The sequence below is a fragment of the Micromonospora sp. NPDC047527 genome (assembly GCF_040643015.1).
Taxonomy (GTDB): Bacteria; Actinomycetota; Actinomycetes; order Mycobacteriales; family Micromonosporaceae; genus Micromonospora.
Genome location: NZ_JBEYTK010000007.1, coordinates 125,028 through 149,565, shown reverse-complemented (window position 1 = coordinate 149,565; position 24,538 = coordinate 125,028). Strand labels below are relative to the sequence as shown.

At 73.0% G+C, this 24,538-nt stretch carries 19 protein-coding genes; 6 read left to right on the top strand and 13 right to left on the bottom strand.

Annotation, left to right across the window (positions count from 1 at the left end):
- Nucleotides 1–194: 194 nt before the first annotated feature.
- The 7 genes from mraY to mraZ all read right to left on the bottom strand — a co-directional run bounded on the left by mraY (nucleotide 195) and on the right by mraZ (nucleotide 8,882).
- Nucleotides 195–1,319 carry a phospho-N-acetylmuramoyl-pentapeptide-transferase gene (gene mraY / locus ABZ808_RS25140; RefSeq protein ID WP_357010988.1) on the bottom strand — a complete coding sequence of 375 codons (1,125 nt, stop codon included), beginning with the start codon at nucleotides 1,317–1,319 and terminating at the stop codon, nucleotides 195–197.
- Nucleotides 1,316–2,710, bottom strand: a complete 1,395-nt coding sequence (gene murF, locus ABZ808_RS25135) for a UDP-N-acetylmuramoyl-tripeptide--D-alanyl-D-alanine ligase (RefSeq protein ID WP_357010986.1) — start codon at nucleotides 2,708–2,710, stop codon at nucleotides 1,316–1,318. Before murF ends, mraY begins: the two co-directional genes overlap by 4 nt.
- Entirely contained in the window at nucleotides 2,707–4,269 is a 1,563-nt protein-coding gene (locus ABZ808_RS25130; RefSeq protein WP_357010984.1) for a UDP-N-acetylmuramoyl-L-alanyl-D-glutamate--2,6-diaminopimelate ligase, read from the bottom strand. Before ABZ808_RS25130 ends, murF begins: the two co-directional genes overlap by 4 nt.
- A gap of 52 nt (nucleotides 4,270–4,321) precedes the next feature.
- The gene (locus tag ABZ808_RS25125) at nucleotides 4,322–6,538 is read right to left on the bottom strand and encodes a penicillin-binding protein 2 (RefSeq protein ID WP_357010982.1); all 2,217 of its coding nucleotides are present in this window, start codon (nucleotides 6,536–6,538) and stop codon (nucleotides 4,322–4,324) included.
- A 3-nt stretch (nucleotides 6,539–6,541) separates the two neighbouring features.
- Entirely contained in the window at nucleotides 6,542–7,147 is a 606-nt protein-coding gene (locus ABZ808_RS25120) for a hypothetical protein (protein ID WP_357010980.1), read from the bottom strand.
- A 59-nt stretch (nucleotides 7,148–7,206) separates the two neighbouring features.
- A complete protein-coding gene (rsmH, locus tag ABZ808_RS25115; RefSeq protein WP_357010978.1) occupies nucleotides 7,207–8,247 on the bottom strand; it encodes a 16S rRNA (cytosine(1402)-N(4))-methyltransferase RsmH in 1,041 nt (346 codons plus the stop codon).
- Between the two features lie 203 nt (nucleotides 8,248–8,450).
- Nucleotides 8,451–8,882 (bottom strand): division/cell wall cluster transcriptional repressor MraZ, encoded by a 432-nt coding sequence (gene mraZ / locus ABZ808_RS25110; RefSeq protein ID WP_357010975.1) that lies wholly within the window; start codon nucleotides 8,880–8,882, stop codon nucleotides 8,451–8,453.
- Nucleotides 8,883–9,238: 356 nt separating this feature from the next.
- Between mraZ and ABZ808_RS25105 the strand changes: the two genes are divergently transcribed.
- The 3 genes from ABZ808_RS25105 to ABZ808_RS25095 are packed head-to-tail and all read left to right on the top strand — an operon-like array spanning nucleotide 9,239 to nucleotide 11,878.
- A complete protein-coding gene (locus ABZ808_RS25105; RefSeq protein WP_357011231.1) occupies nucleotides 9,239–10,486 on the top strand; it encodes a MurT ligase domain-containing protein in 1,248 nt (415 codons plus the stop codon).
- Entirely contained in the window at nucleotides 10,476–11,195 is a 720-nt protein-coding gene (locus ABZ808_RS25100) for a glutamine amidotransferase (RefSeq protein WP_357010973.1), read from the top strand. Before ABZ808_RS25105 ends, ABZ808_RS25100 begins: the two co-directional genes overlap by 11 nt.
- Nucleotides 11,192–11,878 carry a VTT domain-containing protein gene (locus tag ABZ808_RS25095; protein WP_357010971.1) on the top strand — a complete coding sequence of 229 codons (687 nt, stop codon included), beginning with the start codon at nucleotides 11,192–11,194 and terminating at the stop codon, nucleotides 11,876–11,878. The genes ABZ808_RS25100 and ABZ808_RS25095 overlap by 4 nt, the downstream gene beginning before the upstream one ends.
- Nucleotides 11,879–12,186: 308 nt before the next feature.
- Here ABZ808_RS25095 and leuS read toward each other — a convergent pair whose 3' ends face one another.
- The gene (leuS, locus tag ABZ808_RS25090) at nucleotides 12,187–15,027 is read right to left on the bottom strand and encodes a leucine--tRNA ligase (protein WP_357010969.1); all 2,841 of its coding nucleotides are present in this window, start codon (nucleotides 15,025–15,027) and stop codon (nucleotides 12,187–12,189) included.
- Nucleotides 15,028–15,451: 424 nt separating this feature from the next.
- Between leuS and ABZ808_RS25085 the strand changes: the two genes are divergently transcribed.
- From ABZ808_RS25085 to ABZ808_RS25075, 3 genes are read left to right on the top strand one after another with little or no spacing between them, the layout of a single operon-like run.
- Complete coding sequence (locus ABZ808_RS25085; protein ID WP_357010967.1) at nucleotides 15,452–16,504, top strand: MoxR family ATPase; 1,053 nt, start codon at nucleotides 15,452–15,454, stop codon at nucleotides 16,502–16,504.
- Nucleotide 16,505: 1 nt separating this feature from the next.
- Nucleotides 16,506–17,804, top strand: coding sequence for a DUF58 domain-containing protein (locus tag ABZ808_RS25080; RefSeq protein WP_357010965.1), 1,299 nt, complete (start codon nucleotides 16,506–16,508; stop codon nucleotides 17,802–17,804).
- A gap of 16 nt (nucleotides 17,805–17,820) precedes the next feature.
- Complete coding sequence (locus tag ABZ808_RS25075; protein WP_357010963.1) at nucleotides 17,821–20,289, top strand: DUF3488 and transglutaminase-like domain-containing protein; 2,469 nt, start codon at nucleotides 17,821–17,823, stop codon at nucleotides 20,287–20,289.
- 204 nt (nucleotides 20,290–20,493) lie between these two features.
- On the opposite strand, the gene ABZ808_RS25070 is transcribed toward ABZ808_RS25075, so the two are convergent.
- The 5 genes from ABZ808_RS25070 to ABZ808_RS25050 all read right to left on the bottom strand — a co-directional run bounded on the left by ABZ808_RS25070 (nucleotide 20,494) and on the right by ABZ808_RS25050 (nucleotide 24,487).
- Entirely contained in the window at nucleotides 20,494–20,892 is a 399-nt protein-coding gene (locus ABZ808_RS25070; RefSeq protein WP_357010961.1) for a DUF3040 domain-containing protein, read from the bottom strand.
- Between the two features lie 116 nt (nucleotides 20,893–21,008).
- Nucleotides 21,009–22,268, bottom strand: a complete 1,260-nt coding sequence (locus ABZ808_RS25065) for a DNA polymerase IV (RefSeq protein ID WP_357010959.1) — start codon at nucleotides 22,266–22,268, stop codon at nucleotides 21,009–21,011.
- A gap of 62 nt (nucleotides 22,269–22,330) precedes the next feature.
- Nucleotides 22,331–23,491: a nucleotide pyrophosphatase/phosphodiesterase family protein gene (locus ABZ808_RS25060; protein ID WP_357010956.1), complete on the bottom strand. Its 1,161-nt coding sequence runs from the start codon at nucleotides 23,489–23,491 to the stop codon at nucleotides 22,331–22,333.
- Entirely contained in the window at nucleotides 23,488–24,255 is a 768-nt protein-coding gene (locus ABZ808_RS25055) for a methyltransferase domain-containing protein (protein ID WP_357010954.1), read from the bottom strand. Before ABZ808_RS25055 ends, ABZ808_RS25060 begins: the two co-directional genes overlap by 4 nt.
- 55 nt (nucleotides 24,256–24,310) lie before the next feature.
- Nucleotides 24,311–24,487, bottom strand: a complete 177-nt coding sequence (locus tag ABZ808_RS25050; RefSeq protein WP_357010952.1) for a hypothetical protein — start codon at nucleotides 24,485–24,487, stop codon at nucleotides 24,311–24,313.
- Nucleotides 24,488–24,538: the final 51 nt, after the last annotated feature.

Sequence of the window (24,538 nt, the reverse complement as noted above, 5' to 3'; positions counted from 1 at the left end):
CTGTCCTGCCCTCGGTGCCTCGTTCCTCCCCCACCCCGACATCATCACCGCTACGCGCGTCGGGCGAGCCCAAACGACACCCCCGGCGTGTCGGCCACTCCACCCCGTCGATCTTGCACTTTCTGCCCGGACGCAAGCCGCAGAACGGGGCATTCGGGGGACCGAAAGTGCAAGATCGCGGGGAACGGGCGGGATCAGGTCATGTTGGCCAGGAACTCGCTGTAGAACAGGCCCAGCGCGATGGCCACGCCGATGCCGGCGATGATCCAGAACCGGACCACGATGTTGACCTCGCTCCAACCGGCCAACTCGAAGTGGTGCTGGAGCGGCGACATCCGGAAGACACGTTTACCGGTGGTCCGGAAGGAGATGATCTGGATCACCACGGACATCGTGATGATCACGAAGAGGCCACCGATGATCGGCAGCAGCAGGATGGTCCGGGTGGACATCGCCATGCCGGCGATCAGGCCGCCCAGCCCCAACGCCCCGGTGTCACCCATGAAGATCCGCGCCGGGGACGTGTTCCACCACAGGAAGCCCACACAGGCCCCGGCCGCGGCCCCGGCTATCAGCGCGATCTCCAACGGATCGCGCACCTCGTAGCAGTAGGGCTGGGTGTAGTTCGGGTCGGCGCACCAGTGCCGGTACTGCCAGAACGCGATCAACGCGTACGCGGCGAGGACCATCACCGAGGCGCCGGTGGCCAGACCGTCCAGACCGTCGGTGAGGTTCACCCCGTTCGTCGCGCCCATCACCACGAAGATGAAGATGATCACCGCGCCGACCTTGCTGACTTCCAGGGCGTCGATGTCCCGGATGAAGCTCAGCGTGGTGCTGCCCACCGTCTCGGTGTTGGTCACCGCGCCCGACGCGTCGGTCATCGTGCTCGGGAAGTACAACGCGACCACGCCGAAGACCGCGCCGACCAGAATCTGGCCGAGCAGCTTGCCGCGCTTGTTCAGCCCGGCGCTGTTGCGCTTGCGCACCTTGAGGAAGTCGTCGAGGAAGCCGACCGCACCGGAGAAGACCATCAGCCCCAGCAGCACCAGCGCGGTGATGGTCGGCTCCACCTGCGCGATCTGCTGATCCGGCAGGGTGGTCAGCGCCAGGTGTCCGGCCACGTACGCGATCACCGTGGCCAGGATGAAGACCACGCCGCCCATCGTGGGCGTGCCCTTCTTGGTCTGGTGCATGGCCGGGCCGTCGGTGCGGATCGGCTGACCGGCCTTGAGCCGGGTGAACACCTTGATGGCGATCGGGGTGCAGAAGAGCGAGACGAGGAAGGCCACCCCGATGGCGACGATGACCGCCCTCATCGGGTGGATTCCCCGGCGTCGGCGCGCAGCGCGTCGACAACCTCCCAGGTCCGGTACCGGGAGCCCTTGACCAGGACGACATCGTCCGGCCGTAGCTCGCCCCGCAGCACCTCGACGGCCGCCGCCTGATCGGTGAGCAGCACCGACTCTCCTCCCCAGTTCGCTACCGCTGTCGCGCCGTCGTGGATCGGCGCGGCCGGCTCACCCACCACGAGCAGCCGGTCGACACCCAGCTCGGCCGCGAGTTGGCCGACCTCACGGTGGCCGTCCCGCTCGAACGGGCCCAGCTCGGCCATGTAACCGAGCACCGCGACGGTACGCCGCCCCTCTCCGAGGCTGGCAAGCGCCCGCAGCGCGACCGCCATCGAGGCCGGGTTGGCGTTGTACGAGTCGTCGATGACCGTGACCCCGTCGGGCCGGTCGAAGACGTCCATCCGCCGGGTGGAGACCAGCCGCAGCTCGCCGAGCGCCGTGGCCAGCTCGGCCAGCGGCATGCCCAGCTCCCGGGCGACCGCGGCGGCGGCGAGGGTGTTGCCGACCTGGTGGCGGCCGGTCAACGCGAGCCGCACCGGCGTGCGCCCCTCCGGGGTGACCAGGGTGTACGACGGGTGCCCGCGCTCGTCGAGCGTGACGTCCTCGGCGCGTACGTCGGCGTCCGACGCCTCGCCGTAGCGGACCACCCGGGCCACGGTGCGGCTCGCCATCGCGTCCACCCGCGGGTCGTCGGCGTTCAGCACGGCCAGCCCGTCGGACGGCAGCGCCTCCACGAGTTCGCCCTTGGCCTGGGCGATCGCCTCCTGCGAGCCGAACTCGCCGATGTGCGACGTCCCGACGTTGAGCACCACCGAGATCCGGGGCGGCACCAGCTCGCAGAGGTAGCGCACGTGCCCCACCCCGCGGGCGCCCTTCTCCATCACCAGGTAGCGGGTGTCCGGCCCGGCCCGCAACGCGGTGTACGGGTGCCCCAGCTCGTTGTTGAACGAGCCGGGCGGTGCCACCGTGGCCCCGAGCCGGGAGGTGAGCTGACCGATCAGATCCTTCGTGGTGGTCTTGCCCGAGGAACCGGTCACGCCGATCACGGTCAGCTCGGGCAGCCGGTCCACCGCGGCGCGGGCCAGCCGGCCCATCGCGGCCAGGGCGTCGTCGACCAGCACCATCGGCACCCCGGGCACCTCGCGGCTGCCGAGCACCGCCACCGCGCCGGCCGCCACCGCCGTCGCCGCGTAGTCGTGCCCGTCGACCTTCTCCCCGGGGAAGGCCACGAAGAGCGAACCGGGCCCCACCTTGCGCGAGTCGAACTCGACCGAGCCGGTGACAGTGACGGTCGGGTCGGCGGCCACGAGCCGCCCGTCGACCGCCTCGGCCACCTCGGCCAGGCTCAGCGCGATCACCGCTGACCCGCCGGGTCGCCGAACCGGGCCCGCAGCGCGTCGGCCAACTCGACGCTGTCGTCGAACGGGAGCACCTCGCCGGCCACCTCCTGGCCCCGCTCGTGGCCCTTGCCGAGCAGCGCGACCACGTCACCCGGCCCGGCCAGCCGGACCGCCTCGTCGATCGCGGCCCGACGACCGGCCACCTCGATGATCCGGGCGGCCGCGCCGGCCTGGTACGCCCCGGCGAGCACCTCGGCGCGGATCTCCGCCGGATCCTCGGTACGCGGATTGTCGTCGGTCACCAGCACCACGTCGGCTCCCTCCGCCGCGGCGGCGCCCATCACCGGCCGCTTACCCCGGTCCCGGTCTCCACCGGCACCGATCACACAGATCAACCGGCCGGCGCTCAGCTCGCGCAGCGCCGCCAGCGCCGCCACGATCGCGTCGGCCTTGTGCGCGTAGTCGACGACCCCGCGCACCGGCCCGACGACGTCGACCAACTGGAGGCGGCCGGGTACGCCACCGCAGGCGGCCACGCCGGTCGCCGCGGTCGCCGGGTCCACCCCGGCGCCCACCAGCGTGGCGATGGCCAGCAGCGCGTTGGCCACGTTGTGCCGGCCGGGCAGCGCCACCCCGGCGGCCAGCGTGACGCCGTCCGGGCCGTGCGCGGCGAACCGCTGCGCGTACCCCTCGCCGTCGACGCCGTCGGCCCACCACGTCGCGCTCGGGTCGCCGGCCGCCGAGTAGGTGACAGTCGCCGGCTTGTACAACGGCTTGAGCGCCGGGTCGTCCTGGTTGAGCACCTCGACCGCGCACCGACCGTCGAAGAGCTGCGCCTTGGCGGCGAAGTAGTCGGCGCTGTCGGCGTGGAAGTCCAGGTGATCGGAGCCGAAGTTGGTGTAGCCGCCCACGGCGAAGCGGACCCCGCCCACCCGGCCCATGGCCAGCGCGTGGCTGGAGACCTCCATGACGACGGCCGTCACCCCCCGCTCCCGGGCGGTCGCCAGCATCGCGTGCAGGTCCGTCGCCTCGGGGGTGGTACGCACGCTGTCGATCACCAGGTCGCCGAGCCGGGTCTCCACGGTGCCGATCAGCCCGGTGGTGTGCCCAGCCGCGCGCAGCCCCGACTCGATCAGGTACGCGGTGGAGGTCTTGCCCGCCGTGCCGGTCACACCGATCACGGTGAGCGCGGCGGTCGGGTCGCCGTAGACGGCCGAGGCCAGCTCGCCGAGCACCGCACGCGGGTCGGGCACCACCAGGGCGGGCAGGCCGGTCCCCGCCGCCAGCTCCGCGCCGGCCGGGTCGGTCAGCAGGGCCACGGCGCCCGCCTCGGCGGCGCCGGCGGCGAACTCCGCGCCGTGCCGGCGGGCGCCGGGCAACGCCGCGTACAGGTCGCCGGGGCGGACCTCCTGGCTGGCGTGGGTCGCCCCGGTGACGACCACGTCGGCGGCGTCCGCCGGGAGGTCGACAGCGAGCCGGACGGCGAGATCACCGAGCCGAATTCCGGTCACGGTACGTGGACGTGGATTGCCGGGCACGGCGTCAGACCCTACCCGGTCGTCCGGTTCCGGCCGCACAGCCGCCCCGGTGGTTCGTCGGCACTCACCGATGATGTCCCGCCATTGCTGCTCAGCGCGGATAGACCACGAACTTGGGTGCCGAACCACTGGCGGAAGGCGGAATCCGGTTGTGACGCAGCGTGAACTGCATCATGTCCCGGAAGGCCGGTTGAGCGATCGCCGCGCCCCCGCCGCCCGGCGCGTACACGAAGACGGCGATCACGTACCGGGGCTTCTCGGCGGGTGCCATGCCGATGAAGGAGGACACCTCGCCGGGCTGCTTCTTGCCGTCCACCAGCCGCCAGCCGGTGCCGGTCTTGCCCGCGACCCGGTAGCCGGGGACCGCGGCGGCGAGACCGGTGGCGCCGTCGACCGTGGTGACCGCCTCCAGCATGGTGCGCAGGGCTGCCGCGTTCTGCGGGCTGAGCACCGAGCGGGTCACCGGGGTCGGTCCGGGGGTGCGCTTGCCGTCCGGGTCGATGGTCTCCTTGACCAGGTGCGGCTGCACGTACGTGCCGTCGTTGGCGATGGCGGCGTACGCGGCGGCCATCTGCAGTGGCGTCGCGTCGACGCTGTGCCCGATCGGCACCGACCCGCGCGACGATTCGCTCCACTCGTCGGCGGGCAGGAGCCGCCCGCTGGCCTCGCCGGGCAGGCCCTCGCGGGTGGGCTGGCCCAGCCCGAACCGCTTCTGGTAGTCGATCAGCCGGTCCGGGCCGAGCCGGTCGGCGATGGTGATGGTGCCGACGTTCGACGAGTAGGCGAGCATCCCCGGGACGCTCATCTGCCGGCCGTTGGCCCGGTGGGTGTCCGAGAACCAGGTGTCGCCCTTCTTGATGCTGTTCGCGATGGGCAGCGTCGTGTCCGCGGTGATCACCCCCTCCTGGAGCGCCGCGCCGTAGGTGATCGCCTTGTGCACCGAGCCGGGGTCGACCACGAAGCTGGTCGCGGCGTCCTCCCGGGCGACCGGGTCGCTCGGGATCGGCTTCGCGGCGTCGTAGGTGGGATGGCTCGCCTGGGCCAGCACCTCGCCGGTGGGCACGTCGATGACCACCGCGGCGGCGGTGCCACCGTGCTGCCGCGCCATCCCCGCGCTGAGAATCTGCTGCGTCTTGAACTGCAGGTCACGGTCGATGGTCAGGCACAGCGAGCTGCCCGGGTTGGCCGGCGTGGTCCTGCTGTAGCCGCCCGGGATGGGCGCGGCGAGATCGCCCAGGCCGGCCTCGTACACCCGCTTGCCGTCCTGACCGGCGAGCTGCTCGTTGTAGCGGGCCTCCAGACCCTCCAACCCGACCATGTCCTGGCTGGTGAAGCCGATCAGGTTGGCCGCCAGGTCACCGCCGGGGACCTCGCGGCGCTCGTCGCGGTGCACCCCGATGCCGGGCAGCTCCAGCGCCAACACCTGCTTGGCGGTCGGGATCTCGACCCCCCGGGCCAGGTACTCGAACCGGGACGGGTTGCCGTTCTCCAGCTTGCGGGGCTTCATCAGCGCGGTGAGCTTCGACGCCGGGATGCCGAGCAGCGGGGAGAGCGCCTTCGCGGTGGCGGCCTCGTCTGTGATCTCGGTCGGGTCGGCGAAGACGTACCGCGCCTCGACGCTGTGCGCGAGCGGCTCGCCGGTGCGGTCGTAGATCGCGCCGCGCGGCGCGGGCAGCTCGACCGTGCGGGTCCGGTCGGCGACGCCGCCGCCTGCGTACGCCGGGGCGTCGACGGCCTGCAGGAAGATCAGCCGGATCCCGATGGTGACGAACAGGGCCAGGGTGAGCACGGTGCCCAGCCGCAGCCGCAGGCGCGGGTCGGCCAGCTTCGGCGGGCGCGGCGGCTTGCGGGACGGCCGCCGGGCCGCCGGGCGGTCGGCACGGCTGGCGCGGCCGGGCGTCCTCGGCGTGGTCCGGCGGCGCGGCGGCGGCTCGTCGCCGGCCGGGCCGCGCGGGGTACGCGGCGCGACGGTTCGCACGACGCCGCCGCGACCGGCCGCCGGGGCGGCCCGCCGGCCGGAACGGGCCGCGGCGCGACCGCCGTCGAGCACCTGCAACGCCGGCCGGAACGGGTCGCCGGACCGGGTGCTGCGCGGGGTACGCCGCTGCTCGGCACCCCCGCTGCGCGCCGGCGTGCCGCGCTCCTCGCGGACCGTCCGACCCCTCGGGGTGTACGCCCGTGCGCCGGAGATGCCCCCGATGCCCGGCTCGCCGGCCCGAGGCTCCTCGTCGGCGGGTGTGGCGTCACGCGAAGAGCCGCGCCGGGACCCCTTGGGATCCCGGCGCGGCTCGTCCGACCTTGGTGGCACCGGTCAGCCTCCCGCACCCTGACTGGTCACCGACGGCTCGCCGGTCGCCGGCCTCGGCACGCCGATGGGCTTGCCGTCCGGCATCCGGATGTACGCCGGCTCGCCAGCGTCCACCAGGCCCAGCCGCCGCGCCTCGGCGGTCAGGTTGCCGGGCGCCTTCGCCTCGGCGATCTGCTTGTCCAGCTGCTGCTTCTCCAGATCCAGCCGGGCCTGCTGCTGCTGCAGCTTCTCCAGCCGGAACGCGTTCTCATTGATCTTGGTGTTGACCGCCAGGATGCCGAGCACCCCGCCGACGACCAGCACCACGATCAGCGCCGCGAACGGAGCGCGCGGCACCGACACCGGCGGCGGTGGCGCCACCCGCAGCCGGGGCGGGCGGGCGCTGGACGCGGCGGCGGCCTTCTCGGCCGGTCGCAGCGCGGCGCTGCCCTGCGTCGGGAACTCGCGCGCCCCCCGGGCGCGAGCCTCCCCCTGCCGGTTGACTCGATCGATGCGTGGCGTAGCGTTCTCCACGCGCGTGGCTCGCTCCGCCGCGGTCCGGCCCCCCGACCGCGGTGCGCGCTGCCCGCCGCCGGTGATGCCCCGGCGGTCGCGCTTGTCAATGCTCATGTCCCCTCCCCCTCAACATCCGTCCCTCTGCGGGTCGTCGTCTGCGGACCCCCCACGGATCACGCAGACCCCGTCCCCGGTTGGTGCATCCCCTTCACCCGTCGGCGGGACCGTTCGCGGTCGGTCCGCCCTTGCTCTGTCGCGTTCGGATCGAGTCGTTCCGCTGCCCGCAGCCGCACCGAGGCGGCGCGCGGGTTCGCGGCGACCTCCGCCTCCCCGGGAAGCTCGGCGCCCCGGCTGAGCAGCCGGAACGTCGGACCGGACCCGGGCAGCTCGACCGGGAGGTCGATCGGGCCCTTACTGCGGACCCGGTCCGCGAGCGCCGCCTTGGTGAGCCGGTCCTCCAGCGAGTGGTAGGACAGGACCACCATGCGACCGCCCACGGTCAGTGCGTCGAGCGCGGACGGCAGCGCTGCCTCCAGCGCTGCCAGCTCTCTGTTTACCTCGATCCGTAAAGCCTGAAACGTTCTCTTTGCCGGGTGTCCACCCGTTCGTCGCGCTGGTGCCGGAATGGAGTCCCGAACCAGCTCCGCCAGCAGCGCGGACGAGGTGATCCGGGCGCGTTCCCGCTGCCGGATGATCGCCGAGGCGATCCGGCCGGCGAACTTCTCCTCGCCGTAGACCCGCAACACCCGGGCCAGGTCCGGATGCGCGTAGGTGTTGACCACCTCCTCGGCGGTCACCCCCCGCGTCTGGTCCATCCGCATGTCCAGTGGCGCGTCCTGGGCGTAGGCGAACCCGCGGTCGGGCGCGTCCAACTGCAACGACGAGACACCCAGGTCGAACAGGATCCCGTCGATGCCCGGATAACCCAGCCGGGCCAGCACGTCGGGCAACTCGTCGTAGACGGCGTGCTCCAGGTGGATGCGGTCGGCGAAACGTGCCAACCGGACCCGCGCGTGAGCGAGTGCCTCGGTGTCCCGGTCGAGCCCGATCAGGACCGTCTCCGGATGCGCCTCGAGCACCGCCTCCGCGTGCCCGGCCAAGCCGAGCGTCGCGTCGACGTGAACAGTCCGGCCGCCTCGACCCAGCGCGGGGGCCAGCAGCTCGAGGCACCGCTCGAGCAGCACCGGCACGTGCGTGCCGCGTAGCTCCCCCATGTTGACCCCCACTGGTTGATACGTCCGTTCTTCTCCTGCGTCTGTCGTCGGACGGCGCTGCCGTCGTACCGCCAGATCCCCATCCGCTCCCGCCGTCCACCGGGCGAACCCGATGACTGGATCGTGCGCCTGGCACCGGGGAAGGGATGCCAGGAACTCGAAAGCGGCTGGAGATCTCGCAGTACGTCGGGCGCCGATCCGCCCTACAGTCCGCCGGGCAGCACCCCCTCCTCGATGTCGGCGAAGTCGTCTTCGCTCTCGGCGAGGTAGGTCTCCCAGGCGGCCTTGTCCCAGATCTCCACCCGCGTGCTCGCGCCGATCACGACCAGGTCCCGGTCGAGTGCGGCGTACTCCCGCAGGTGGGCCGGAATGGTCACCCGGCCCTGCTTGTCCGGCACCTCGTCGTGCGCGCTGGCGAAGAAGACCCGGCTGTAGGCCCGGGCCGCCTTGTGCGTCATCGGCTGCGCCCGCAACTGCTCCGCGATGCGCTGGAACTCGGGTGTCGGAAAGACATAGAGACAGCGATCCTGCCCTTTGGTGACCACGACACCCCCCGCCAGCTCATCCCGAAACTTGGCCGGAAGGATCAACCGGCCTTTGTCGTCCAGGCGCGGAGTATGGGTGCCGAGGAACATCGGCCCAACCCCCTCGCCCTTTGAGCGGCGTTCGCGGCGCCGCTGACCCCCCGGGCCGGTGAGCCCTCCCGGCCTCACCATTGGGCCCCACTCTACTCCACTTCCCTCCACCTGCAACCAGAATCGCCCGCGTGGCGCGGCCGATCGGCGAGCAAAACCGCACGTCACACGGGGTGGAGCGGAGTGGAGGGCCCGAGCGCCCACCCGGCGTGGTCCGCTTTCCGACATAGATCGACTCCGTCCGGTGGAGGCCGACCCGGCCGCCCACACACCCGCCACGGCCGAACGGTTCGGCGTCGGCGGCGATCTGGCGGGGCGGTCGGTCCGGTAACCTCGCTCGCGTGACGGACGCGAAAATGCCCCTACGGGCGAAGGTGGCCAGCTCCGTGTCACGGACGGCCGCGGCGCTCTCCCGGGCGGCCGGGCGTGGCGACGGTTCGGTGATCGGCGGGTGGATCGGGCTGAAGATCGACCCGGATCTGCTGGCGCACCTGTCGGCCGGGCGCGCCATCGCGCTCGTCTCCGGCACCAACGGCAAGACCACCACCACCCGGTTGACCGCCGCCGCGGTCGGCGTGCTCGGGCGGGTCGCCACCAACTCCTTCGGCGCGAACATGCCCACCGGGCACACCTCGGCGCTGGCCAAGGCCGGCAGCACCCCGTACGCGGTGCTGGAGGTCGACGAGCACTACCTCGCCCAGGTGCTGGAGGCGACCGAGCCGCACGTGGTCGCGCTGCTCAACCTCTCCCGCGACCAGCTCGACCGCGCCAAGGAGGTCGCCATGATGGCGCAGCTCTGGCGTGCGGCGCTGGTCCGGCACACCGACGTACGGGTGGTGGCCAACGCCGACGACCCGATGGTGGTGTGGGCCGCCACCCCGCCGGCCGACCCGGCCCGCGGCATCAACCCGCCGCACGTGACCTGGTTCAGCGCCGGCCAGCGCTGGCACGACGACTCCTGGGTCTGCCCCGAGTGCGGCTCCACCATCCAGCGCTCCGGCGACCAGTGGTGGTGCACCGGCTGCGCGCTGCGCCGACCGGAGCCGCAGTGGGTCGTCGAGGACGAGGGCGTGCTCGACCCCACCGGCGCCTGGCACAAGGTCTCCCTCCAGCTACCCGGCAAGGTCAACCTCGGCAACGCGGCGACCGCGCTGGCTGTGGCCGCCGAGTTCGGCGTACGCCCCGTCGACGCGGTGTCCCGCCTCGGCATCGTCACGTCGGTGGCCGGCCGCTACGCGCAGGTCGACAAGGACGGGCGCAACATCCGGCTGCTGCTGGCCAAGAACCCGGCCAGCTGGCTGGAGGCGTTCGACATGGCCGACGACGCGCCGACCCTGCTCTCCATCAACGCCCGCGACCCCGACGGCCTGGACACCTCCTGGCTCTTCGACGTCGACTTCGCCCCGCTGCGCGGACGGCAGGTGCTGATCACCGGCGACCGGGCGTACGACCTGGCGGTCCGTCTGGACGTCAACGACGTGCCGTTCCAGCACGTGCGCACCTTCGACGACGCGATCCGGTCGGTCCCGCCGGGGCGGCTGGAGGTCATCGCGAACTACACCGCGTTCCAGGACATCCGAGCGGAGTTGGACCGTGTCAACTGAGAGCCTGCGCATCGTCTGGATCTACCCCGACCTGCTCTCCACCTACGGCGACCGGGGCAACGCGCTGATCCTGGCCCGGCGGGCCCGCCAGCGCGGCATGCCGGTCGAGGTGCTGGAGGTCCGCTCCGACCAGCAACTGCCCGCGACCGCCGACATCTACCTCGTCGGCGGCGGCGAGGACGGCCCGCAGGCGCTGGGCGCGCAGCGGCTGATCGCCGATGGTGGCCTGCACCGGGCGGTCTCCCAGGGCGCCGTGGTGTTCGGCGTCTGCGCCGGCTACCAGCTGCTCGGCACCTCGTTCTTCGCCAAGGGCGTGCAGTGCCGCGGCCTGGAGCTGCTGGACCTGCAGTCCGACCGTGGCTCCAGCCGGGCCGTCGGCGAGCTGGCCGGTGAGATCGATCCACGCCTGGGGCTTCCCGCGTTGACCGGTTTCGAGAACCACGGTGGTCGCACCCACCTCGGCCCCGAGGTCTCCCCGCTGGCCCGGGTCACCGCCGGCGTGGGCAACGACGGCAACACCGAGGGCGCCTGGCGCGGCAAGCTGCTCGGCACCTACTCGCACGGCCCGGCGCTGGCCCGCAACCCGGCCCTGGCCGACCTGCTGCTGCGCTGGGCCACCGGGGCGCACCAACTGCCGCCGCTGGACGACACCTGGTCCGACCGGCTGCGCAACGAGCGCCGCTCCGCAGTGGCCGCCGCTCGGGCATGATCCGTGCCGTCCGGCGGCTGCTGCGGCAGCCGTCGGCCGCCCGGTTCGCCCTGCTCATCCTGCTGATCGGCGGCTGCGGCCTGCTGCTGCTCCTGGTGCCCCGACCCGATCCGGCGCAGCTTCCCCAGCTGGACGATCGGCTCGGGGCCCTCGCCCCCGTGGCGGCGATCCTCGGCGGAGCGCTGCTGCTGGTCGCGCTGGTCCCCCGGACCTTCATCACGCTCGCCGCGGGCGCGATCTTCGGTCCCCTCGAAGGCGCCGCCTACGCCCTGAGCGCCGCGTTGGTGGCGGCGGCGATCGGCTTCACGGTCGGCCGGCTGCTCGGCCGGGAGTTCGTCGCCGAGCGGGTCCGTGGCCGGCTGGCCCGCCTCGACCGGTGGTTCGCGCGGCAGAGCGTGTTCGGCGTGGTCACCGTCCGGCTGCTGCCGATCGCCGGCTTCGGGCTGGTCAGCTACGGCTACGGCACCACCGCCGCCCGGCTGGCGCCGTTCCTGACCGGCAGCGTGATCGCGTCCGCGCCGACCGCGTTCGGCTACGCCGCGATCGGCGCGGCGGTCAGCTCCCCCGGCCACGTCAACTGGTACGCCGCCGCCCCGGCCAGCCTCGGCCTGATCGCCAGCCTGGTGCTGGTCCGCCAGTGGTGGCGCGCCCAACGACGGAGCGCTGCGAGCCCGACCGGCTGACCCGCGGAACCCGTTTTACGCCTAAACGACGCCGCGATAGACGGCGACCCGGGCGGCCCAACGAAACGGCTCGGGTCGAACCGGCGGTGGCTTCGTCTGGACCAGGTGCCACTGCTGCTGGGTGTCTCCGTCGCCGGGAGGTCCGGACCGGTCGATGCCGGCGCGCGGCGGCCGGCGCACCAATGAGCGTGATGTCTCACAGACATATATATGTCTGTGAGACATCACGCTCATCTCGACGTCCCGCCTCGGCAGACGTCGCGATGTCTATCGTTCACGCCGGCCCGCCCGCCGGGGCGGCGAAGGCGTTAGGCGACTACGGAGACCATTCGGCCCGGGACCACGATGACCTTGCGGGGTTCCTTGCCGGCCAGGGAGGACGCCACCGCGTCCAGGGCTGCCGCGCGTACGGCCTCCTCGGGCGAGTCGGCTGGGACCTCGATGCGGCCACGGACCTTGCCGTTGACCTGCACCGGATAGGTCACCGTGTCGGCCACCAGCAGTGCCGGGTCGGCGGTCGGGAAGTCCGCGTACGTCAGCGAGGTCTCGTGACCCAGCCGGCGCCACAGCTCCTCGGCCACGTGCGGGGCGAACGGCGCCACCATCAGCACCAGCGGCTCGGCCACCTCACGGGGCGTCGCCGCCAGCCCGGTCAGCCCGTTGGTCAGCTGGATCAGCTTGGCGATCGCCGTGTTGAACCGGATGCCGTCCATGTCGCCCCGGACGCCGTCGATCACCTTGTGCAGCAGCCGGCGGGTCGCCTCGTCGGCAGGGTCGTCGGTGATCCGCAGCGCGCCGGTCTGCTCGTCGATGACGGCCCGCCAGACCCGCTGCAGGAACCGGTACGAGCCGACCACGGCCCGGGTCTCCCAGGGGCGGGACACCTCCAGCGGGCCCATCGACATCTCGTACACCCGGAAGGTGTCCGCGCCGTACGCGGCGCACATGTCGTCCGGGGTGACCACGTTCTTCAGGGACTTGCCCATCTTGCCGTACTCGCGGTTGACCACCTCGTCATCCAGGAAGTAGGCGCCGTCGCGCTCGACGACCTCCTCGGCCTGCACGTAGCTGCCACGCGAGTCGGTGTACGCGTACGCCTGGATCATGCCCTGGTTGAACAGCTTGCGGAACGGCTCGAACGACGACACGTGCCCCAGGTCGAACAGCACCTTGTGCCAGAACCGCGCGTACAGCAGGTGCAGCACGGCGTGCTCGGCGCCGCCGACGTACAGGTCGGTGCCCCCGCAGTCGCCGTCGGCGCGCGGGCCCATCCAGTACCGCTCGTTCTCGGCGTCGACGAACCGCTCCGAGTTGGTCGGGTCCAGGTAGCGCATCTCGTACCAGCAGGAGCCGGCCCACTGCGGCATCACGTTGGTCTCGCGGGTGTAGCGCTTCGGCCCGTCACCCAGGTCCAGTTCCACCTCGACCCAGTCGCGGCGACGCGACAGCGGGGTCTCCGGGTTGGAGTCCGCGTCGTTCGGGTCGAACGTCTTCGGCGAGAAGTCGTCCACCTCCGGCAGCTCGACCGGCAGCATCTCCTCCGGCAGGGCGATGGCCGCGCCGGTGGAGTCGTAGACGATCGGGAACGGCTCACCCCAGTAGCGCTGCCGGGAGAACAGCCAGTCGCGCAGCCGGTAGGTCACCGCGCCCGTACCGTGGCCGTTCGCCTCCAGCCAGGCGATGGTCGCCGCCTTGGCGTCGGTGACCCCCAGGCCGTTCAGGTCCAGGCCGCGCTCGGGCGCGGCGCTGTTGATGGCCGGGCCGTCACCGGTGTACGCCTTGCCGTCGAAGCCCTCCGCCGGCTGCACGGTACGCACGATCGGCAGCTCGAAGACCTCGGCGAACGCCCAGTCCCGCTCGTCCTGTGCGGGCACCGCCATGATCGCGCCGGTGCCGTAGCCGGCCAGCACGTAGTCGGCGATGAAGATCGGGATCTGCCCGCCGGTGACCGGGTTGGTGGCGTACGCGCCGATGAAGACGCCGGTCTTCTCCTTGGTGTCGGACTGCCGCTCGACGTCGGTCTTGGCCGCCGCGGCCTTGCGGTACGCCTCGACGGCCGCCCGAGGGCTGGCGTGCCCGCCGGCCCAGACGTCCCTGGTGCCCTGCGGCCAGGCGGCCGGCACCAGCGCGTCGACCAGCTCGTGCTCGGGAGCCAGCACCATGTAGGTGGCCCCGAAGACGGTGTCCGGTCGGGTCGTGAACACCCGCACCGGCGCCTGCGCGGTCGGGAAGTCGATGTGCGCGCCGGTGGAGCGACCGATCCAGTTGCGCTGCATCAGCTTGATCGGCTCGGGCCAGTCCAGGCTGTCCAGGTCGTCCAGCAGCCGGTCACCGTACGCGGTGATCCGCATCATCCACTGCTTCAGGTTGCGCTTGAAGACCGGGAAGTTGCCCCGGTCGGAGCGCCCGTCGGCGGTGACCTCCTCGTTGGCCAGCACGGTGCCCAGCCCGGGGCACCAGTTGACCGGGGCCTGCGAGACGTACGCCAGCCGGTGGTCGTCGACGACCTGGCGGCGCTCGGCGACGCTCAGCTCGGCCCAGGGCCGGCCGTCCGGGGTCGGCCGGTTACCGCCCTCGAATTCGGCGATCAGCTCGGCGATCGGCCGGGCCTTCGCGGCGTCACGGTCGTACCAGGAGTTGAAGATCTGCAGGAAGATCCACTGGGTCCAGCGGTAGAAGTCGGTGTCGATGGTCGCCACCGAGCGCCGCTCGTCGTGCGCCAGCCCCAGCCGGCGCAGCTGCGCCTTGTACCGCTCGATGTTCGCGACGGTCGTGGTCCTGGGGTGGGTGCCGGTCTGCACCGCGTACTGCTCGGCGGGCAGGCCGAACGCGTCGAAGCCCATCGCGTGCAGCACGTTGCGGCCGGCCATCCGCTGGTAGCGGGCGTAGCAGTCGGTGCCGATGTAGCCCAGCGGGTGGCCCACGTGCAGGCCGGCGCCGGACGGGTACGGGAACATGTCCAGCACGTACAGCTTCTCCGCGCCGGCGCGGGGGTGGGTCGGGTCGGCCAGCGGGCCGGTCGGGTTCGGTGCGTGGAAGGTGCCCTCGCGCGCCCAGATGTCCTGCCAACGAATCTCGATCTCGTCGGCCAGGGCCGCGGTGTACCGGAACGGGGGAATGTCGCCCGCCGGTGCGGCTGCCTCACTCATCGTCTCTCCTCGCTTGCTTCGCTTCGTCTCGGCACCGCCGGGCCGGTCCTCTCGGCGCCGCCGGGTACGAGCCGGCGGCGGGCACGAAAAAGCCCCTCGCGCAGGAGGGGCCGCCGTGCTGTCGCGCCTTCAGCGCATCAGCACGGCCCGGTAAGAAGCAGGAAGACTCCGGCCATGTCCGGCAGTGTACCCCGTCGCCCGGCCGGCCGACCGTGACCCGCGATGCCCGGGATCGGTCCCCCGACTCGGCGAATATCCGTACGTAACCGACCGACTACCTGCGGGGGTCGGCGATAACGACAAACATGGTTAGCCTGAGAGGCCAGTGAGAATCCTGCGGCAAACGAGGCTCGACGTCGCGAACCCAACGGCGGGTCCAGGTGCTCTCTACAGAGCTGCCGTGACGGCGACGAGGAGGAGGCCCGTGACACAACAGACCTGGGACGAGGTGGGCGGCCTACTGCCGCACGACGAGTTCCGTGCCGCCAGCGAGGCCATCGTGTCCAACATCGAGCAGGTCATCGAGGGCAAGACCGCCACCGTGCGGCTGGCCCTGGCTGTCCTCCTCGCCGAGGGGCACCTCCTCATCGAGGACGTTCCCGGCGTCGGCAAGACCAAGCTGGCCAAGGCCCTCGCTCGGTCCATCGACTGCACGGTGCGGCGCATCCAGTTCACCCCCGACCTGCTGCCCAGCGACGTCACCGGCGTCAGCGTCTACAACCAGGAGACGCACGACTTCGAGTTCCGTCCGGGTGCCGTCTTCGCCAACCTGGTCGTCGGCGACGAGATCAACCGGGCGTCGCCGAAGACCCAGTCGGCGTTGCTGGAGTGCATGGAGGAACGCCAGGTCACCGTCGACGGCGTGACCTACCAGCTGCAGACCCCCTTCATGGTCATCGCCACCCAGAACCCGATCGAGATGGAGGGGACGTACCCGCTGCCCGAGGCGCAGCGCGACCGGTTCACCGCCCGGATCGCGATGGGTTACCCGGACGTGAACGCCGAGCTGGCCATGCTCGACGGGCACGGCGCCACCGACCCGCTGCACGAGCTGCGCCCGGTCTCCGACGCGAACATCGTTCGGCAGCTCATCTCCACCGTCCGGCAGGTGCACGTCGCGGACGCCGTCAAGCAGTACGCGATCGACCTGGTCACCGCCACCCGCGAGGCCCCCGACCTGCGCCTCGGCGCGTCCCCCCGGGCGACCCTGCAACTGCTGCGCACCGCCCGGGCGGTCGCCGCCCTGGAGGGCCGCGACTACGTCCTGCCCGACGACCTGCAGGCCCTGGCGGTGCCGGTGCTGGCGCACCGGATCATCCCGACGGCCGACGCGCAGCTCGCCCGGCGCACCACCGACGCGATCGTCTCCGAGTTGGTGCACCGACTGCCGCTGCCGCACGACCGGCAGCGCAACCCCTACGACACCCGGCCCGCCACCGGCAACGGTCGCGCGCCCTACGAGCCGCGGAGGCCGTGACGTGCGTGCCGGGCTGCGCGGGCTGACCACCCGCGGGCGCTCGTTCCTGGCCGCCGCGGTCGCGGCGGCCCTCTCGGCCGTCATCCTCGGCGAGAAGGACCTGCTCCGGGTGGCCGTGCTGCTGGCCATCCTTCCGCTGCTGGCCGCCGCCTACGTGGGGCGCAGCCGCTACAAGCTGGCCTGCAACCGCTCGCTGGACCCACACCGGGTGCCGGTCGGGGCCAACTCGCGGGTGGTGCTGCGCCTGCAGAACCTGTCCCGGCTGCCCACCGGCACGCTGCTGCTGGAGGATCGGCTGCCCTACGCGCTGGGCAGCCGGCCACGGGTCGTCCTGGAGCGGCTCGGCGCACACCAGGCCAGCTCGGTGGCGTACACGGTGCGCGCCGACGTGCGCGGCCGCTACGACGTGGGCCCGCTGGTGGTCCGGATGACCGACCCGTTCGGTCTCTGCGAGCTGACCCGGGCCTTCCCCAGCACCGACCACCTGACGGTCATCCCGCAGGTCACCCCGCTGCCGTCGGTCCGGCTCCCCGGGGAGTACGCGGGCAGCGGCGACAGCCGGGCCCGGTCGGTGGCGGTGCACGGGGAGGACGACGCGGCGACCCGGGAGTACCGGCGCGGCGACGACCTGCGCCGGGTGCACTGGAAGTCGACGGCGCGCACCGGGGAGCTGATGGTGCGCCGCGAGGAGCAGCCGTGGGAGAGCCGGGCCACGGTCGTGCTGGACACCCGCGCGTACGGCCACCGCGGCGACGGCCCGACGGCGAGTTTCGAGTGGGCGGTCTCCGCCGCCGCGAGCATCGCCGTGCACCTGCGCCAGGCCGGCTACAAGCTGCGCCTGGTCACCGGCTCGGGGGTGGACGTGGACGCCTCGGAGGGCGGCGGCGACGGTGTGTTGCTCGATCATCTGGCCGAGGTCCGGCTGGACCAGCGGGCCGAGCTGGCCGGTCTGGTGCAGCGGGTCCGGCAGCGCTCCGACGGCGGTCTGATCATCGGATTGTTCGGTGCGGTGAGCGTGGCCGAGGCCGAGCTGCTGGCCGGGCTGCGCGGCAACGGCGCGACCTGCGTCGGGTTCCTGTTGAACAGCTCCGCGTGGCTCAGCCTGCCGGAGAAGGCCCGCGCCGAGGCGGAGCACGCGCACGGCGCCGCCGTGCTCGCCATGGTGCAGAGCGGTTGGCGGGTGGTCGGCGTCGACCACGGCAGCCGGCTGCCGGTGCTCTGGCCACAGGCGGGCCGGGGTTCCCAGGGCTTCGCCATGCGCGCCGCGCTGGCCGAGACGGTCGCCGGCGGCGTGCGATGAACGGAAGGTCCCCCTCATGATCGCCAGTCGGAACATCGGCGCGGTGGCGGCCGCCGCCACGCTGCTCGCCGCCGCGCCGTTGTCGGCCATCTTCCAGAGCTGGACATGGCTGATGCAGTCCGCCATCGCGGTCGCCGTGGTGGCCGGGGTCGCCGCCCTGACGCGGCTGGTCCGGGCACCGCTCTGGGGTCAGGTGCTCGGCATGCTGGCCGCACTGGTGCTCGCCCTGACCTGGCTGTTCCCCAGTGGCAGCGAGCTGCTCGCCATCCTGCCCACGCCGGCCACGTTCGGGCACTTCGCCGACCTGCTCGGCGGCTCGATGGAGGACATGCGCTCGTACGGCGTCAAGGTTCCGGACACCGACCCGTTGCTGTTCATCACCGTGCTCGGTGTCGGCGGGGTGGCCGTGCTCGTGGACGTGCTGGCCGTGGGTCTGCGCCGGCCCGCGCTGGCCGGGCTGCCGATGCTCGCCATCTACTCGGTGCCGGTCGCCGTCTACGTGGACAGCGTCCCCCCGCTGCCGTTCGTGGTGGGCGCCGCCGGCTACCTGTGGCTGCTGGTCACCGACAACGTCGACCGGGTCCGACGGTTCGGCCGCCGGTTCACCGGCGACGGCCGCGACGTCGACGTGTGGGAGGCCTCGCCGCTGGCCTCGGCCGGCCGCCGGCTCGCGGTGGTCGGGGTGGTGTTGGCGGTGGCGCTGCCGCTGGCGGTGCCGGGCATGACCGGTGGGCTGCTCGACCGGCTCGGTGGCGGCACGGGCAACGGCAACGGCCGGGCCGGGTCGGGCGTGTCGTCGGGTCGGATCGACCTGTTCGCCTCGCTCGCCGGCCAGCTCAACCAGTCCGAGGTGGCCGACCTGGTCAGGGTGACCACCTCCGAGCCGAACCCGTTCTACCTGCGCTACGCGGTCGCCGACGAGCTGCGCCCGAGTGGTTTCCAGGCCCGCAACCCGAGCGGCCGTCCGGCCAACCGGGACCTGCCGGACCCGACCGAGCGGGCCGGCCGAGGAGTGCAGCAGACCCCGTACCGAGCGACCGTCGAGGTCACCAAGAGCCTCAGCATGTCCCTCATGCCGGTGTACGCCGAGCCGGTCCGCACCGAGGACCTGAACAGCAACTGGCTCTACGACCCCAACCAGCAGGTCGTCTTCTCCAACCGGGAGAACTCCCGGGGCCGCGAGTACTCCTTCGACTACATCCGTTCGACGTACACGCCGGCCGCGCTGCGGGCCGCCCAACCGCTGGCGGCCGACCACCCGGTGCGCCGCCAGCTCACCGCCACCCCCGGCTCGGTGCCCGAGGTGGAGGAGCTGGTCAAAGGGCTGATCCAGGGCAAGCGCACCGACTACGACCGGGTGCTGGCGATCTACCAGCACTTCTCGTCGGACAACGGGTTCAGCTACCGGCTCAGCACCGAGAGCGGCAGCAGCGGCCAGGACATCGTCAACTTCCTGACCAACAAGGTCGGCTACTGCCAGCAGTACGCGGCGGCCATGGCCTGGCTGGTCCGCTCGGCGGGCATCCCGGCCCGGGTGGCGTTCGGGTTCACCAACGGCAACAAGCGCGATGGCAACACGTACACGCTGACCAACCTCAACCTGCATGCCTGGACCGAGGTGTACTTCGACGGGATCGGCTGGGTGCCGTTCGACGCGACCCCGGCGTACGGCGTGCCGGGCTCCACCCGGTCGGCCTGGGCGCCGGACACGGACGCTCCGGAGCCGTCCACGCCGGAGACCGGCACCACGGACACCCCGACGGGCCCCGACGCGTCGGCCGGGCCGGCCGGCCCGGACAACGCCGACCGGGACACCGACTCCGGGATCTCCCTCGCCGGTGAGAGGCCGGCCGAGCAGGCACCGGTGTGGCCGTGGTGGGCGGCCAGCCTGCTGGCCCTGATGGCGTTGTTGGCGACGCCGGCTCTGCGCCGACTGGCGTTGCGCCGGCGGCGGAGTGGCCGGGCCGGTGCGACGGTGGCCGGCACCACGGGCGAGGTTCAGCCGGCCGACGGGACACGTGTGGTGGTGGTCGGCCCGGATGCCAGCCGTGCCCGCGCGGACGCGCACGCCGCCTGGGCGGAGCTACTCGACACACTGGTGGACTTCAAGGTCCAGGTCGACCGGACCGAGACTCCCCGGGCGACCGCGGACCGGCTGGTCCGGGACGCCCTCGCCGACGACACGGCGGCGGTCGGGGCGGCGCGGCTGCTCGGCCGGGCGGAGGAGCGGGCCCGGTACGCGCGGGACCCGCTGACCGGTGAGCCGCTGCTGCCGGCGGTGCGCGCGGTCCGTGGCGCGCTCGCCACCCGGGCGGACCGGCGGACCCGACTGCTCGCCGCCGTGCTGCCGCCGTCGGTGCTGCTGCGCTGGCGGATCGGCCTGGCGGACACGTCCGGGCGCCTGGTGGCGCTGACCGGGCGGGTCCGCTACCGGCTCCTGCGCTGGAGCCCGCGTCGGATCCTGGCCGGCCGCGCGGCCCGCTGAGCTGCGCCCGTCGAGTTCGGGGCGGCGGTCGACCGACCGTCGCCCCGACCGGGGCGCACCTGTCGGCAACTCCTGACCCGGTGTAACCGGGGCATCGCACGGGTCGCCAGGCAGAGGGCGCACGGATATGACAGCGGTCGCCGGGGCTGTCCCCCGGTGACCCGCTCGTCGCGGCGCACGGCCCGCCTCAGTGGCGGGACGGGCTCAGCGGTGGCCCTCCGGGCGCTGCCGCCACCTGTCTTCCATCCGGTCCAGGATCGACGACCGGCGGCCGGATCGGCCACCGCGGGGACGACGACGACTCGTCGTGCCACCCACCACGTGCAGGTCAGGTGACTGCGCCCGCCGGTGCGACTGCACCGCGAACGCGGCCGACGCCAGCATGACGACAAAGCCCGCCACCGCCAGCGGCGGGGTCTTGATCACCGCGCCATAGACCAGTAGAGCCAAGCCAGCGATGATCACGCCAGCAGCGACGAGCAGGCGACGCCGCGCGTGGAAGCGCGGATCGCTGGCGCGCACGGCCGAGGCGAATTTGGGGTCCTCGGCAAGCGACTGCTCGATCTGCTCGAACAGCCGCTGCTCGTGCTCAGAGAGCGGCACGGCACTCCTCCCCGGTCACGTTGGTCAGGCCCACTCGGGCCGACAGACCGTGGCAGCCAACCGGCTGCTTACCCGCAAGTCTACGAGGGGGGTCGCGCCTCGGAAAGCGGGACGACCTACGGGTGGGGTGGATTTTCCTTTCTGCGGGCGTCAGGGTCGCCTAACAGACTGGCCGGACCTATGACGGACCGCCCGAATCGGGCAGCAGCGGCGTCCGCGGCAGCTTCCGCCTCACGCCAGCCGCGCTCGGGCGCGCCGAGGGTGAGTTGCCGGGGCGCGCCCTGCGCCGGGCTGAGCCCCTCCACCCGGACACCGACGAGCCGAACCCGCTCACCGGGGTCGAGCGCGGTGTACAACGCCCAGACCGTGTCGAACATCTCGCGGGCGGTGTCGGTGGCCGCGCCGAGAGTGCGGGAGCGGCTGACGGTGCGGAAGTCGGCCAGCCGCACCTTGAGCGACACGGTGCGCCCCATCTGCCCGGAACCGCGCAACCGGACACCGACCTTCGCGCTGAGCGCCAGCAGGGCGCGGCGGATCTCCACCGGGTCGGCCACGTCGGCGTCGAAGGTCACCTCGGCGCCGATCGACTTGTCGACCTGCTCGGGGCTGACCCGACGCGGGTCACGCCCCCAGGCCAGCTCGTGCAGGTGCGCCGCCGACGCGGCGCCCACCGCCCGGCGGAGCATGCCCACCGGGGCCTCGGCGAGGTCGCCGACGGTGGCCAGGCCGAGCCGGCGCAGCGCCTCGGCGGCCCGCTCCCCCACCCCCCACAGCGCGTCGACCGGCAGCGGGTGCAGGAAGTCGAGGACCTGCCCGGGCGGCACGACCAGCAGGCCGTCGGGTTTGGCCCGGGTAGAGCCCAGCTTGGCCACGAACTTGCTCGGCGCCACCCCGACCGAGCAGGTCAGCGCCTGCTCGTCGACGACCCGGCGGCGGATCAGCCGGGCGATGGTCGCCGGGGAGCCGAACAGTCGGCGGGCCCCGGTCACGTCGAGGAACGCCTCGTCGAGGGAGAGCGGCTCGACCAGCGGGGTGACGTCCCGGAAGATCTGCATGACCGCGCGGGAGGCGGCCGTGTAGGCGCTGAAATCCGGGGGCAGGTAGACCGCGTGCGGGCAGCGGGCACGGGCCTGACTGGTCGGCATGGCGCTGCGGACGCCGTAGCGGCGGGCCTCGTAACTGGCCGAGCTGACCACGCCGCGCGGCCCGACGCCGCCGACCACCACCGGCCGGCCCCGCAGGTCGGGGCGGCGGCGCACCTCGACGGCGGCGAAGAAGGCATCCATGTCGACGTGCAGGATCGGGCTGTCGGAGTCGTCGGCGTCCGGCCCGAAGCGCGGATCGTCGCCCCGGGGCAACGACTGGCTGCGGCCCATCCCGGCAGGTTAACCCGGGGGTACGACAGCACCAGCCGCCGACCGGCCGGACCGTGGGCCGGTCAGCCCCGCACGACCAGCAGCGGGACGGTCAGCTCGGCGGCGGTGTCCGCCCCGTGGTACGCCACCAACCGGGACGCCATCGGCCGCTCGGTGCGGGTGGCCATGACGGCGTACGTGTCGTTGCAGGTCACCACCACGTCGCCGATCCGATCGAGGTGCTCCTCGGGCACCGGCCCGAACCACCCGCTGGCCACCACCTCGTCCCGAGTGTGCACCCGCGCCGCGGCACCCAGCACCTCGGACCAGGCGGCCACCACGTCGTCGACCGCGCCCGGCTCGACGTGCAGGTAACGCACCCGGGCCTCACCGGCCACCAGCCGCACACCGGCGCGCAGTCGCGGATCGGTGTCCAGGTCGAAGCGGTGCGCGGCGGGAATGTCGAGCTGGCCGTGGTCGGCGGTCACCAGCAGCGCCGCGTCCGACGGCAGCCCGTCGACCAACCGGGCGAGCAGAGTGTCCACCTCGGTGGCGGCGATCCGCCAGGGCGCCGAGTCGACGCCGCTGAGGTGGCCGTGCCGGTCCAGGTCGGCGTGGTAGCCGGAGACCAGGGTCGGCCCCGGGCCGGCGGCCAGCGCGGCCAGCATGGTGGCGGCCACCGCGTCCGCACCGGCGGCGCCCCGGAAGTCACCACCCCGGTTGGCGGCCAGGGTCAACCCGCTGCCGCCGAACTCCGGCCGGCTCACCACGCTCACCGCCACCCCGGCGGCGCGAGCCCGCTCCAGCTGGGTGGGCACCGGCTGCCAGCGCAGCGGCGACGGGTCGGCAGCCCAGTCGGTGTGGGTGAGCACCCGGTCGGTGCCGGGCACCCGCACGGTGAAGCCGAGCACCCCGTGCGCGCCCGGCGCGACGCCGGTGCCCAGCGACACCAGGCTGGTCGGGGTGGTGGACGGGAAGCCGGCGATGAGTGGCCGGGCCACCGTCGCCGCCAGCCCGGCGAGGGTCGGCGCGTGCGGCGCGGCGGTCGGCAGCTGGTACCAGCCGAGCCCGTCGACGAGCAGCACGGCGACCCGGCGTACCCCGGCCAGCGCGGGGACCAGCCCGAGCGGATCGGGCGAGCCGGGCACGCCCAGCACGGCGAGCGCGCTGGGCAGCACATCGGCGAGGCGGTCGCCGCCGTGGTCCGGGCCGAGGACGGTCAGCGGCGCCGGCGTGACGGTCATGCCGGCCGGCGGGCGAACAGGTGCAGCTGGGCCGCCAGGTCCCGGTACGGCGGCTGGGCGGCCAGCGCTCCTTCCAGCTCGACCAGGGCGGCGGACTGCCCGTCGGCGACCGTGGCCGGCAGCAGGTCGGCGAGCACGCGTACCCCGTGGATCTCCTCGACCACGAGCCCGGCGGCGGTGAGCAGCGCGGCGGCGCCCGGGGCGTCGTAGCGTCGGCGCAGGGTGTCCCGCGCACCGGCGGTGCCGTCCGGATCGGCGGCCAGCGCCGCCGCGACGTCCAGATGCCCGTTCATCGCGCGGGCCAGCACGGCGGCGGCCCGGCCGGCCACCAGCACACTGGCAGCGCCGCCGGGGCGCAGCGCGGTGGCCAGCGCGGTCACCACCGGCGTCGGGTCGTCGACAACCTCCAGCACGGCGTGGCAGAGCACCAGGTCGACGCCGGCCGGCTCGACCAGCCCCGCGAGGGCGTCCCCGTCGCCCTGTACGGCGGCGATCCGGTCCGCCACGCCGGCCTCGGCGGCCCGGCGGGTGAGCGCGGCCAGCGCGTCGGGGCTGGCGTCGACCACCGTGACGCGGTGCCCGGCCCGGGCCAGCGGGACGGCGAAACCGCCGGTGCCGCCGCCCACGTCCAGCACGGTGAGCTCGGCGTCGCCGCGCCGGTCCAGCTCGGCGCGGAGCACCGACCAGATCACGGCGGTACGGGGGGTCAGCGGCGGCCCGGCGAACCGGCCTCGGGTCTGCTCCACTCGGTCGAGCCTAGTCACCCGGTCCAGTCACCATCGCGGCCGTGTGGCAGGCGGGACGCGGCGCGTCGGCGGGTCAGGACTCGGTGCCCTCGACCTCGTCCTCCGCGCGGGACCGCCGCTCGTTGGCGACCGGGCCGTTGGTCACCTCGTACTCGCGAGGATCGGCGAGGTGCGACGGCATCCAACCCGCGCCGAGCCGGGTCCGTCGGGAGTTGGCGATGCCACCGGTGTACGCGTGATTCCCCAGCACTGTTCATTCCCCTCATGGATCACGGGCGGCTCTGCCCGCTCAGGACGAGTC

What these genes read in the sequence shown, in the direction of transcription:
- ABZ808_RS25060 (WP_357010956.1), bottom strand. Translation starts at nt 23,491, where the DNA reads ATGACCGTCACGCCGGCGCCGCTGACCGTCCTCGGCCCGGACCACGGC.
- ABZ808_RS25105 (WP_357011231.1), top strand. Translation starts at nt 9,239, where the DNA reads ATGCCCCTACGGGCGAAGGTGGCCAGCTCCGTGTCACGGACGGCCGCG.
- ABZ808_RS25075 (WP_357010963.1), top strand. Translation starts at nt 17,821, where the DNA reads ATGATCGCCAGTCGGAACATCGGCGCGGTGGCGGCCGCCGCCACGCTG.
- rsmH (WP_357010978.1), bottom strand. Translation starts at nt 8,247, where the DNA reads ATGGGGGAGCTACGCGGCACGCACGTGCCGGTGCTGCTCGAGCGGTGC.
- ABZ808_RS25120 (WP_357010980.1), bottom strand. Translation starts at nt 7,147, where the DNA reads ATGAGCATTGACAAGCGCGACCGCCGGGGCATCACCGGCGGCGGGCAG.
- ABZ808_RS25065 (WP_357010959.1), bottom strand. Translation starts at nt 22,268, where the DNA reads ATGGGCCGCAGCCAGTCGTTGCCCCGGGGCGACGATCCGCGCTTCGGG.
- mraZ (WP_357010975.1), bottom strand. Translation starts at nt 8,882, where the DNA reads ATGTTCCTCGGCACCCATACTCCGCGCCTGGACGACAAAGGCCGGTTG.
- ABZ808_RS25095 (WP_357010971.1), top strand. Translation starts at nt 11,192, where the DNA reads ATGATCCGTGCCGTCCGGCGGCTGCTGCGGCAGCCGTCGGCCGCCCGG.
- leuS (WP_357010969.1), bottom strand. Translation starts at nt 15,027, where the DNA reads ATGAGTGAGGCAGCCGCACCGGCGGGCGACATTCCCCCGTTCCGGTAC.
- mraY (WP_357010988.1), bottom strand. Translation starts at nt 1,319, where the DNA reads ATGAGGGCGGTCATCGTCGCCATCGGGGTGGCCTTCCTCGTCTCGCTC.